The organism is Nibribacter koreensis, assembly GCF_039541795.1.
Lineage (GTDB): Bacteria > Bacteroidota > Bacteroidia > Cytophagales > Hymenobacteraceae > Nibribacter > Nibribacter koreensis.
The window spans coordinates 625,658-638,556 of the sequence record NZ_BAABGX010000001.1 but is presented as its reverse complement, the minus strand read 5'-3'; the positions used below and the strand labels follow the sequence as shown (position 1 = coordinate 638,556).

The window sequence follows — 12,899 nt, the reverse complement described above, 5'->3', positions numbered from 1 at the left end:
GTAGAAATAGTTGTACCTCCTAAATTTAAGGTTTCACAATCAGGGTGCGAATATCGCGTTTTACCCTGTAAAATAAAAGTATTTTTTCTTTTTAGTTCAGCATTTCTGCCAGAACCGCTCTAAAGTTCTCAATAAACGCGTCTACGCGCATGCTGCCCATGTCACCATACCCATGTTTACGCACGGCAATGATTTCATTCTCCTGCTCCTTCTCCCCTACAATGATCATGTATGGTACTTTGCTCACTTCGGCGTCTCTGATCTTACGGCCAATCTTCTCATCACGAGAGTCAATGTAACCGCGTATGTCCTGGTCTTGCAAGATGGCATACACCTTCTGGGCATAGTCATGGTACTTCTCAGAGATTGGCAGTACGGCCACTTGGTCTGGGCTCAACCACAGCGGGAAATTACCGGCGCAGTGCTCAATCAATACGGCCACAAAACGCTCCAAAGAACCAAACGGGGCCCGGTGAATCATCACTGGACGGTGCTTCTCATTATCAGCGCCTATGTATTCCAACTGGAAGCGCTCCGGTAGGTTGTAGTCTACCTGAATGGTTCCCAACTGCCACTTGCGGCCTAAGGCGTCTTTCACCATGAAGTCCAGCTTAGGTCCATAGAACGCAGCTTCGCCTAGTTCTGTTACCGTGGGCAGGCCTTTTTCAGTGGCGGCTTCTATGATGGCGCTCTCTGCTTTCTCCCAAAGATCATCAGAACCAATGTACTTGGCTTTGTTTTCTGGGTCACGCAAGGAGATCTGGGCGGTATAGTTCTCAAAGCCCAAGGCCTTGAATACATACAACACCAGGTCAATTACTTTGGTGAATTCTTCCTTTACCTGGTCAGGACGACAGAAGATGTGTGCGTCATCCTGGGTAAAGCCTCTCACTCTGGTTAGACCATGTAACTCCCCGCTTTGCTCGTAGCGGTAAACGGTTCCAAACTCGGCTAGCCGCACTGGGAGCTCTTTATAAGACCGCGGACGGGTCTTGTAGATCTCACAATGGTGCGGACAGTTCATGGGCTTTAAGAAGAACTCCTCGTTCTCATTAGGCGTCTTGATGGGCTGGAACGAGTCTGCGCCGTATTTCTCATAGTGACCAGAGGTCACATATAATTCTTTGGATCCAATATGCGGCGTAACCACTGGCTGATAGCCCGCTCTCATCTGGGCCTTGCGCATGAAGTTCTCCAGGCGCTCGCGCAGCATGGTGCCTTTAGGCAACCACAACGGTAAGCCCATGCCTACCTTCTCAGAGAACGCAAACAGCTCCATTTCTTTGCCCAGCTTGCGGTGGTCGCGGCGCTTGGCTTCTTCCAGACGCTCCAGGTACTCGGTTAGGTCTTTCTGCTTAGGGAACGTGATGGCGTACACGCGGGTCAGCTGCTTGCTCTTCTCATCGCCGCGCCAGTAGGCACCGGCCACGTTCATAAGCTTAGCGGCTTTGATAAAACCTGTGTTGGGAATGTGCGGCCCACGGCAAAGGTCTACAAAGTTACCTTGCGAGTAGAAGGTGATGGTGCCATCCTCTAAACCTTCCAGCAGGTCCAGCTTATATTTATCATCTTTTTGCGTGAAGTAAGCCACGGCTTCTTCTTTGCTTACCTCGCGGCGCACAAACTCGCTTTTCTGGCGGGCCAGCTCCAGCATCTTCTGCTCAATGGCCGGAAACTCCTCTTGGGAGAGGGTTCTGTCGCCTAGGTCAATGTCATAGTAGAAACCATTCTCAATAGGAGGCCCAATGCCAAACTTCACGTCTGGGTACAAGGCTTCTATGGCCTCGGCTAGCAAGTGGGCCGAGGAGTGCCAGTAGGTAGACTTACCTTCATCATCGTTCCAGGTGAGCAGCTGTACGGCAGCGTCTTGCGTGATAGGACGCGTCAAATCCCAGACTTGGCCGTTCACTTTGGCGGCCAGTACGTTGCGGGCTAACCCTTCACTAATTGAGGCGGCTATCTCAATGCCAGTCACCCCTTCCTGAAACTCACGGACAGAGCCGTCTGGTAAGGTAATATTGATCATATGGTCTAAAAGAAAATGCTTCTTCGTTTTTAGCTTGTTTTAGTGAAATTAACTAAAAAACCGAATTTGTGCTTAACGTATCTATAGTTGGACGTCTTATAGGCGTTTGCAACTTTCGCAAAGCTACCATATAACGCGGGTTTTGCGGATATTTTCTTGCTAAAAAAGCGTAATGGCTCTTGGCCAACTCGCGCAGCCCGGTATACTCATAGCTTCTGGCCAGCAGAAACCGGTTCTCCTCATTCAAGGGCGCCCCTAGTTCCTGGGCCTTGACCAGGTTCTCTAAGGCAATGCTGTATTGACGCTTCTTAAACCAGGCCTGCGCCAGTCCCAGATATCCGGCGGGTTGATTGGGCTCAAAATTAACAGACCGTGTAAAGCAGGCCATGGCCGTATCTGTTAGGCTATACGCCATAAAGTACTGCCCAAGTTGTCTCCACCAGAACGCGTCTTTAGGCTGTTGCTTTACGCCGGCGTTTACCATAGGATAGGCTTCCTCAAACCGCTTCTGGGCCGTGTAGATAGCCGACAGTTCACGGTAAGCTGGAAGAGAGACTGAATCTCGTTGTAAAGCCTTGCCTAAGTTGGAAATTGCCCGTACCGTATCTCCCGTACCCGACTGGGCTTTGGCTAACAAGACGTAAAACTTGGCCTCGCCAGGGCTTAACTGCACTGCTTTGCTACTATGTGACAAGGCCCGTTCATACTGCTTCAGGCCCACATAGGTCTCAGCTAAGATAGCTTCAGATTCTGGTGTGTAGTAATTGAACTCCTTGGCCTGCATCATGTGCTTCATGGACTCCTGGTACTGTTGTCTGGCCACCAGAATCTTGGCCTTAAGAAAATAAGCCTCGCCTAAGGAAGGATCTTCTTCTAAGGCGGTGTTCAAATCAGCTAAGGCTTGTGATTCTTTGTTGATGGAGAGGTAGAGCTTGGCGCGTTTTACATACCATTCTGGCTGTTCATTGCCTTGACTGATGGCTCTGGTAATCTCATTGATCTGGACGGAAGTAGAACTGTTGACGCGCTTGGGAGAGAACATCCGTTCCTGCCGTTTCTCCTGGCTACAGCCCGTCACTCCTAAAATACCTAAAAGAAAAAGTAGCTGGAAAAATCCGCGCATGAATGGACTCAAGTGATAAAACCTAGGTGAAGGTACACAAATTTAAGGAAGCAGATTTTGGTTTTTGGCCTATTTTCTGGAAAACAGCCAAAAAACGACCCTACGGATTTACGGAGATGGACATACGCACGCCCCAAGCCGGCATGTCTAATTGCTTGTAGGTAAGGCGGTGCACCAAGTCTACCCGCACCAACTGGAAGAGGTTCTTCAGGCCCACATTCACCTCTGCGTACGGGTCTCTGTCCAGTCCCTTAAAGTTGCCAAAATTGGGGTCTCCCTCCATTGTATTAGATTGGTTCTTTTCAGATAAACTACCCATCATCATGGCCCCTCCAGCCACCAGACGAGCTCGGGTTTTCTTGAGCAATGGAATGCGGTTGGTAAGCGAAAGGGCGCCCTCAAAGTGATGGTCATAACGCAAGGACACCATTTGGTCATTGGCAAAAGAAAAGAACGGCATTAGGTTGTAACCATGCAAAATAAAGAAAGGCGTTTCATTGCCTACCGGCACCTGCAACAAAGGCAATGGCACCTGGCCAAATGTTTTCTCTGCCCTAAAATAATAACGGCCATACCCTAGCACCCCGGCTCTTATGCGTTGCTCCACCGAAAGCGCCACCTGCTGGTAACTGATGTCTGAGTTGAGCACCCCGTCCATTCCCAGTGACACCTCCAGCCCTATCACCGGGGCATTTGAATTAGAAATGCCAATCTTATCCCAGTGCCGGATGAGAGTTTTGCGGTTAGGGGTGTACTGGAGGTTGATGATGACGTCTGTGGTTCTAAACTTGCCAAACTGCTCAAATTGTCCTTCAGAAACAGGTGATGAGTAAAAGGCAGGCGTGTGTTTGGTATGACGCAGGGTGATGCGCTGGGAGAAGAACTGCACCCACTCCCGTTCTGCCCACAACTGCATGCGTTCCTGCTTATATGGGAAATTCATTTCGCCCCATCTAAACGCCGAATAGAATAAGCTGTTGACCCTAGTATTGTTCAGGTCCATGGCCGCCGGGCCTACGTCATTGAGGTAACTGGCTCCCCACTCCGTCCAGCGTTCCCGGTCTGCCACGTACCGTATGTTCATGAGGCCTTTGAGAGACTTGTCTCTTGTCCCGTACCCTGCATACCCGTTTAAGATCCAGTTCTTATGGAAAGCCTCTGTGGTCCTGGCTCCTAATTGGAACCGGTGGCCTTCTATGTTATTAAACACGTATGTGCCAAAAATTGGACCCCATTCCAGTTTGTCATTGAGGGGCAGGTGCCCCTCTACAATTACGCGTATCAGCTTGACCGTGCTTTGGATTTCGGGAAGCTTGTTGATTTGGGCAATGGATTCTACGCGTTTCAGGTCTTGGGGCGAAAAACTCTCAGGGCGCGCCGCCAGCCAGAAATCCTCTTTATACTTTAATACAGAATCGCCCATGACGTGGGTATTGTCAAAGAAGTCTGCTTCTTTAGGCTGATTGAGGACCAGGTTTCTATAATGTGTTGCAGATTCTACAAAAAGCCTCACCTCAGTACCCGGTAACCCAGACAACTGAAACTTTCTTTTGCTTGAAATTGGCAACAGGGTTTGGTCACCGTCCTCCCATACCTGTGTAATGCGCAGATCTGTGATGAAATTCAGTTTAACGGCAGGGTTCATCTTAACTTCTATGCGGCGCAGGGCAAACGTACCGTCTGCTATCCACATGGTGCCGCTAAACGTAAGATCTTGCGGGCGCTTGGGCAAGATTTTTAGCTTGTAGACTTTACCAGTGGCCGTCTCTACGCTGTCTTCCAGGTCATAGTCATAGTAGTTTGCCCAGCCGCTGGCAATTGGACTGACAAAGTCCTTGTCAAACATGCGCACATAGTTCTGGTTGAAGGAGAAATGCTCAGCCTGCGCATTTAACAACTGGGCAATCTGGGCTTCTTTCTCTATGCCAACGCCCACTACCTTGCTGGCCTTTAGGACTTCCTTGTTCTTTTTAGGATCCTTGATGAAATAGTTGTGCTTGACCGTCTCTGACTGGAAGATGGGCAAGGATGCTAGCCTGTTCTGGTCACTGCCTACCATCAGGCTGTCCAGGTAAGGCGCGAAGCGCTTAGAGAACTTGCGTTTTTTATCTTTGGCCTCGCTCTCCAGAATGCTGCCCTTCATGAGAGAATAGGTCTCAAACTCCATGGCCTTCTGGTTTTCAGGTAGGTACTGTTCTTTTTTGCGGGCGGCTGCTCTTACAATCTTAAAAGCAGGGTTTTCCTGAGGCCCAATGACCACCTCTTGCAGCGTAAAGCTTTGGCGAATTAATGAAATGTTGCCTTGAAGCTTTAGTTCTTTTACGGTCTTGGTGACTTGGCCATACCCTAGTAAGGTAAAGGAAACCTTGTCACCCTCTTGGTACTGTTTGAGAATATAGTTACCGGCCTCATCTGTAAACACAGGAACCTTGGCCTTGTGCGGCTGAACCGTTACAAAGTCAAGGGGTTTCAAGGTTTCAGAGTCTACCACTTTGCCAGAGAGGGGAACGGTTTGGGCAAAGAGATGCAACGCCTTTATGAAAAGTAAAAAGAGCAGTAAGCTTTTTCTCACAAATAAGGGTTTGGAAAACGAATATATGAAAATATAGTTTTTTATTTCTAGGTAATCAATAATAATGCAGCTGCCTATTAAAAAGAATTTACATTAAGGCCTTGCCCCGTTATTAAATGCTAGACAGCCAATTACCCTTTCCCCCTACTCCGTCCACCCTTTTAATTTAGAGCCAGGAAGGCCCCAACAGAAAAGGCCCCGGAATAACGGAGCCTTTTCTGTTGTAGTTATGATTTAGTGCTAGACTTTAAGCATCTGTTGCAAAAGCAATTTGCATCTTCTGCTTATTTCTAAATCTTCTGTGGTGACTAATTTTTGATCTAAGGCTTTTTGCAAGGTTTCTATGCATTCACTCTTTAGGTCAACGTCTTTTTGCACGCGGGCCAAGTCAAAATAGTAAAGCAGATTAGATGGTTCTAATGCAATGGCTTTAGTAATGGCACTCAGCGCATCTTGATTAGAGGCAATGGGCAACTCACCAGAACTTACTAGTAGTTTACTGGCCGCCTTCTCTGCAAAGGTAAGGTTGGCCACCTTGTAGCTCCAGCGCCCCTGTAAGTGCCAGGCACCGGCATGCTTGTCATCTATAGCCAAAGCTCTGTCTATGTAACGCTTAGAGATTGCCAGGTAAATTAACCTGTCCTTAATGCCGCTCACCTGTGACATACTCCCTAAGGCCAACGCCCGGGCGTAATTTGCTTCGGCTTTGGTACTGTCTACTCCAACGGCCCTGGCAGAAAGTGATAAGGCTTTTTCAAAGTACTGGCCTTTGCGGGTGTCATCTGTAAATCTGCCACCTATGCGGGTGCTCAGCACCGTGGCTTTGCAAAGCGCTTCCTGATGATTGGGTTCTTCTTTAATAAGCTGCTCAAATTTTTCTAACGCCTCTGCGTCCTTAAATTCTCTGAACAGTTGATTTGCCTCCCACAAAAGCTGATCTGAGCCTACACCGCCGGCAAAGGCAGGCAGGCTCAGAAAGCTTATGCATATTGTGAACAAATAGACGTACCGTGCAACGTGTGTCATGATCCTCAAGTAAATAGCGGGTCCAACTCAAGGGTAATATACGGCTTTTCTTTGAAATTTCCTAAAATAGATTCAACTGTCTTTTCTCTTTTTTAGGGGTAGCCGGCATATCCTCGGTTTGTTCACTTTCTACGGATATCTCATTAACAGGTTTTGAAGGCAAAATATCTAAGCTAATTTCCTGTCCAGACTCATAGCCGGTAGTAATTTTCTCTACTAGTTTTGGCTCTACCTTTACAGCTTTTATTGCTTTAGTACCATTTTTAGGCTTCAAGGTTTCTATCTTCTCCTCCTTGGCAATGGTCACCCCAAACACTTTAAAGTAGTTTAGCTTGTTGCCCATGGCGCGCCAACCCTTCACATCAATGAAGTCGCTCAGCAACAGAATCTCACTTTCCTTCTCAGACTTCTTGTCTCGTTGGAATTTGATTTCTGCTTTAGGCTCTGCAGCCACTGAGGCCGCCAACAGCTTAGAACCCTTAGACTCACTGATGAACGTGAAGCGCTTGCCCACCGTGGTAGTTTCAATTAAGAAGCGTTTTACATAGGTCACCTTGGTCTCGCCTTCTGTATACACCGCAGACACTACCAGATCTGGCGAAAACTTATGAATGGCTTCAATATTGGCCACATCATAGTGATTAGTCAAATCAAAGGACGTTAATTCATAAGAACCGTCTTTGAACAAGACCAGAATGGTGTCCTCTGTGTTGAAGCTACCCAAATAACGACCACGACTCTCTGTGTTCAAGCGGCCAATCACCTCATCGTAATAGATTTCGCGTCCACCACGGGTAGATTCACCAAGCGCTTTCTGCGTTACCTTTTTGATGGGGTATTTTGTCACAATATTGCCCTGTGAGCCTTTGCCTTTAATCAAAAGCTCTGCAAAGTCAAAGTCAAACTGCTTCACGCGGGCGGTGCTGGCCGGTTGTAACTGAATGCTCACCAACTCTGACTCAGAGTTAGGGTTGGCAGTCAGGTAGATGATCTTAGAGTTCTTCTCGCCTTTGGTCAGGTCATACTCCTTGTCACGGGTAATGGAGGTCACGGCAAAGCGCTTGGCATAGGCTATGCCTGTCTTACCATCCACATAGATCATGTTGTAGACCATGTGCTCATCATTCTTGTTATACACGGCGGTATACAAGATGTCCTTGCCCACAAAGGTCTTATCACTAATCTTGGTTACCACAAACTTACCGTCTTTGCGTATGGCTATGATGTCGTCCATGTCTGAGCAGTCAGTGACAAACTCATCCTTTTTAAGGCCATAGCCCACAAAGCCGTCTTTGCGGTTCACGTACAGCTTCTGGTTGGCAATGGCTACCTTTTGGGCAGACACTACGTCAAAGGTTCTAATCTGAGTTTTGCGCTCTTTGCCTTTGCCGTATTTAGCCAATAGACCTTCAAAGTAGCTGATGGCGTAACGGGTCAGGTTGGCAAGGTTGTCTGCCACCTCAGCCATCTCGTCCTCCAGCTTCTTAATGAACTCATCTGCCTTGAAAGCGTCAAACTTAGAGATGCGCTTGATTTTAATCTCCGTCAGGCGGATGATGTCCTCTTGCGTTACCTCTCGGCGTAAGATGGGTTTGAATGGATCCAAGCCTTTGTCAATGGCCTCCAACACCGCTTCCCAGGTCTCACATTCTTCAATGTCACGGTAGATGCGGTTCTCAATGAAAATTTTCTCAAGAGAAGACTGGTGCCATTTGTCTTCCAACTCGCCCATTCTAATCTCCAGCTCACGTTCCAGCAACCTTACGGTTTTCACGGTAGACATGCGCAGAAGCTCGTCCACGTTCAAGAAGCGCGGCTTGTCCTCAATGATGACGCAGGTATTAGGAGATATGGAAACTTCACAGTCCGTGAAGGCATACAGCGCGTCAATGGTCAAGTCAGGCGATATCCCCGGTGGTATATGCACCTGAATCTCTACCGCGGCGGCCGTATTGTCAACTACCTTCTTGATTTTGATCTTGTTGTTCTCGCTGGCCTTAACGATAGAATCCATTAAGCCGGTGGTGGTGGTACCATACGGCACATCCTTAATCACCAGCAATGACTTGTCTACCTTCTCAATGGTAGCTCTCAACCTGATTTTACCGCCTCTTCCTCCGCCATTGTAGTTGGTAAAGTCAGCTAAGCCTCCCGTCGGGAAATCTGGCAACAAGGTAGTTTGACGACCTTTCAACACATCAATGGAGCCTTTAATCAACTCCCTGAAGTTGTGCGGCATAATCTTGGTAGACAAACCTACCGCAATACCTTCAACCCCTTGCGCCAACAACAGTGGGAACTTCACCGGCAAGGTTACCGGCTCATTCTTACGACCGTCATAGCTCAACTGCCACTCCGTAGTCTGGGCATTGAACACTACATCAAGCGCAAATTTGGTGAGACGCGCCTCAATGTACCTTGGCGCTGCCGCGCTGTCACCTGTGCGCACGTCTCCCCAGTTACCCTGGGTTTCTATGAGCAGGTCTTTCTGACCCAGGTTCACGATGGCATCACCAATAGAAGCGTCACCGTGCGGGTGGTACTGCATGGTCTGCCCTATCACGTTGGCCACTTTGTTAAAGCGACCGTCGTCCATTTCTTTCATGGCGTGCATTATGCGGCGCTGCACGGGCTTGAACCCATCCTCCAACGCCGGTACGGCACGCTCCAAGATTACGTAAGAGGCGTAGTCCAGAAACCAGTTCTCGTACAAACCAGAAACCGAGGTAATGTCATGGATGGCCTCGTCGCCCTCCAGTTCAGTGCCCAGTTCTAAGTTGTTCTCGTTTTCCAATTCTTCGTTAAGCATAAACCTCCTCTACTATATCTTTTTCAATCTTCAAATTCTCAATGATAAACTGCTGGCGTTCTGGCGTGTTCTTGCCCATAAAGTAAGACAGCATCTTCTGGATGTTCTGCTCGGTCTTACCCATGATCACCGGCTCCAGGCGGATGTTGTCCCCAATGAACTTACCAAACTCCTCTGGTGAGATCTCTCCCAATCCTTTAAAGCGGGTAATCTCTGGATTCTTGCCTAGTTTGCGGATGGCGTTCTGCTTTTCCTGCTCATTGTAGCAGTAGATGGTTTCCTTCTTGTTGCGCACTCTAAACAATGGGGTTTCCAAGATGTATAGGTGACCGTTCTTCACCAAATCTGGGAAGAACTGCAGGAAGAAGGTCATCAAGAGCAGCCTAATGTGCATGCCGTCCACGTCGGCATCAGTAGCGACTACTACTCTATTATAGCGCAGACCTTCCAATCCTTCTTCAATGTTTAAGGCGTGTTGCAGGAGGTTGAACTCCTCATTCTCATACACCACCTTCTTTTTAAGACCGAAGCAGTTCAACGGCTTTCCGCGTAAGCTGAACACCGCTTCCAGCTCAACGTTCCTGGATTTAGTGATGGAACCAGAGGCAGAATCCCCCTCTGTGATAAACAAGGTGGTCAAGGTCTCCTTTTCCACATCTTTACCTTCGGCGAAGTGGAAGCGGCAGTCGCGTAGTTTCTTGTTGTGCAGATTGGCTTTCTTGGCGCGTTGGTTGGCAAGCTTTTTAATACCCGCCATGTCCTTGCGTTCGCGCTCACTTTGCTCAATGCGTTTGCGCAGTGATTCTGCCACCAAGGGATTTTTGTGCAGGTAATTGTCCAGGTGCTCCTTTACATAGTCATTCACGAAGTTGCGGACCGTGGGTCCTTCGTGTGCTACATTGATGGAACCCAGCTTGGTCTTGGTCTGGCTTTCAAAGACCGGCTCCTGCACTCTAATGGCAACCGCCGCTACAATTGAGCCTCTGATGTCAGTCGCGTCATAATCTTTCTTGTAGAATTCCCGAATGGTTTTCACCACCGCTTCTCTAAAGGCCGCCAAGTGCGTACCGCCCTGGGTGGTGTACTGACCGTTCACGAAGGAATAGTATTCTTCGCCGTAGTCATTTCCATGGGTTAGTGCAAACTCAATGTCATCTCCCTTCAAGTAGATGATGGGATAGCGCATGCTTTCCTCATCAATCTTGCGGGCCAACAGGTCTTTCAAGCCATTCTCTGACAGGTATTTCTGTCCATTGAAATGGATGGTAAGGCCCGCGTTGAGGTACACATAGTTCCAGATCTGGTTCTCCAGAAACTCAGGTATGAAATGATAGTTCTTGAAAATGGTGTCATCTGGCACGAAGACCGTGGTGGTGCCGTTGCGCTGGGTAGTGTCCTGCAAGGCCTCATCGTTCACCAACTCGCCGCGCTCAAACTCAGCTACCTTGGTTTTACCGTCCCGCACGGATTGGATTCTAAACTGCGAGGACAAGGCGTTCACGGCCTTGGTACCCACCCCGTTCAAACCCACCGACTTTTGGAAGGCGCGGCTGTCATACTTACCACCGGTGTTGATCTTGCTCACGCAGTCAATCACCTTACCCAATGGAATACCGCGACCGTAGTCCCGCACTACCACTTTATGGTCAGAGATTTTTACTTCAATGGTGCGCCCAAACCCCATCATGTGCTCATCAATGGAGTTGTCAATCACCTCTTTCACAAGAATGTAAATTCCATCGTCAGGGGAAGAACCGTCACCCAGTTTACCGATGTACATACCCGGACGTAACCGAATGTGTTCACGCCAGTCCAGGGATCTAATGCTATCCTCGTTGTAATTTACGTTAATCTGTTCTGCCATGGGGCAATTGCTTTTAGTAGAATTCGGTAAAATAAATGAAAAAATGCGTGTACTTTGCCATGCCTAGCGCCCCAAGCCATATTTATTATCCATAAGGATGACTAATATATAGGCTGGACAAGCAGACAGCAGGTTAGACAAAGCAACTGAATAGTTTCCCTTTTGTAACCAAATATAGGGCTTTGCAGTTCATTGAAACAGGGATTGAATGCTTATTTTTTTAGCATAATTTTAGCACAACATTCAAGACCTAGCAACATTAAGCTATTAATTTTAGCATTTCACATAAAATTACTTCTGCCTCAAACAATTTCCTTCTCTTTGCTCACTCCATGGAAATAAAACTACCCTCTTATTTTAAATACACGGTCATCTTGTTGGGGCTGTTTTTGCTGCTGTATTTTATGCAGACGTTCAAGTCAGTCTTAATTCCATTAAGCTTTGCTGGATTGTTTGCCTTGCTTCTGTTACCCATTAGTGCGCGCTTAGAAAGAAAGATGCCCAGAGGGATGGCTACCTTGCTAAGTTTGATTCTTATCATCCTCATCCTTGGCTTGATGGTTTACTTCTTCTCCATGCAGATTGGCAACTTCTCTGCCGAACTGAACGACATTTCTGCCAAGCTCTCTGCCCTCATCTCCAAAATCCAGCTGTTCTTGTTTGAGAAGTTTGGCATTAAGCCCACCAATCGCTCTGAGTTTATTGAGAAAGCACTGGGCAACGTCAGCCAGACCGGAACCGCCTTTGTAGGGAGCACCATCTCCCTCACCACCGGCGCCTTGACGGTGATCACCCTCATTCCCATTTATGTGTTTTGTATGCTGTACTACCGGGATCACTTACGCCAGTTTGTGTTCCAGTTCATTGCAGTTAGCAAGAGAGAAACCATCATCACCACCGTAGACAACATTCAATTGGTAGTGCAGAGCTATATATCAGGGCTGGTGATTGTGATTGTGATTGTGGCCATCCTAAACTCCATTGGCTTGTTCATCATGGGTGTGGAATACGCCATCTTCTTCGGGGCCTTTGCTGCGGTGCTGACGGTCATTCCCTACATAGGCATTATGCTGGGCGCTGCCCTGCCGGCCTTGTATGTATTGGTCAACACCGGTTCTGTGACCAATATGCTGATTGTGGTGGCCATTTTTGCGTTTGTGCAGTTTCTGGAAGGTAATTTCATAACGCCTAACGTGGTTGGTTCTAAGGTGAGCATTAACCCGTTTGCGGCCATCGTTGCCTTGATAATGGGCGGCGAAATCTGGGGCGCGGCCGGCATGATTCTTTCCATTCCTTTAATAGCCATCCTAAAAGTATTATTTGACCAGTACAGTCCCTTAAAGCCCTTTGCCTTTTTATTAGGCGACATTCATCGCGAGCCCAGGGAACTCAAACTGCTCAAGAAGCTAAAGCGGAAACGCAGGGAGTAACTCCTCCGTTTTTGGCCTGTTTTCTTTAAAATAGCCAAAAAACAATGCA

Annotated in this window: 7 protein-coding genes; 1 reads left to right on the top strand and 6 read right to left on the bottom strand. The window is 47.9% G+C overall.

The annotated features are described in order from the left end of the window. Positions 1–91: 91 nt before the first annotated feature. The 6 genes from thrS to ABD880_RS02665 form a co-directional block, all read right to left on the bottom strand. A complete protein-coding gene (gene thrS, locus ABD880_RS02690) occupies positions 92–2,026 on the bottom strand; it encodes a threonine--tRNA ligase (protein ID WP_345162068.1) in 1,935 nt (644 codons plus the stop codon). Between the two features lie 52 nt (positions 2,027–2,078). Further along, complete coding sequence (locus tag ABD880_RS02685) at positions 2,079–3,149, bottom strand: tetratricopeptide repeat protein (RefSeq protein WP_345162066.1); 1,071 nt, start codon at positions 3,147–3,149, stop codon at positions 2,079–2,081. Between the two features lie 100 nt (positions 3,150–3,249). Continuing rightward, the gene (locus ABD880_RS02680) at positions 3,250–5,721 is read right to left on the bottom strand and encodes a DUF5686 family protein (protein ID WP_345162064.1); all 2,472 of its coding nucleotides are present in this window, start codon (positions 5,719–5,721) and stop codon (positions 3,250–3,252) included. Between the two features lie 240 nt (positions 5,722–5,961). Then, positions 5,962–6,747, bottom strand: a complete 786-nt coding sequence (locus ABD880_RS02675) for a tetratricopeptide repeat protein (protein WP_345162060.1) — start codon at positions 6,745–6,747, stop codon at positions 5,962–5,964. 61 nt (positions 6,748–6,808) lie between these two features. Beyond that, positions 6,809–9,556 (bottom strand): DNA gyrase/topoisomerase IV subunit A, encoded by a 2,748-nt coding sequence (locus tag ABD880_RS02670; RefSeq protein WP_345162058.1) that lies wholly within the window; start codon positions 9,554–9,556, stop codon positions 6,809–6,811. After that, entirely contained in the window at positions 9,549–11,420 is a 1,872-nt protein-coding gene (locus ABD880_RS02665) for a DNA topoisomerase IV subunit B (protein ID WP_345162055.1), read from the bottom strand. The genes ABD880_RS02670 and ABD880_RS02665 overlap by 8 nt, the downstream gene beginning before the upstream one ends. Positions 11,421–11,752: 332 nt before the next feature. Here ABD880_RS02665 and ABD880_RS02660 point away from each other — a divergent pair, with 332 nt between their 5' ends. After that, positions 11,753–12,850 carry an AI-2E family transporter gene (locus tag ABD880_RS02660; protein ID WP_345162053.1) on the top strand — a complete coding sequence of 366 codons (1,098 nt, stop codon included), beginning with the start codon at positions 11,753–11,755 and terminating at the stop codon, positions 12,848–12,850. The last annotated feature ends 49 nt before the right edge of the window (positions 12,851–12,899 follow it).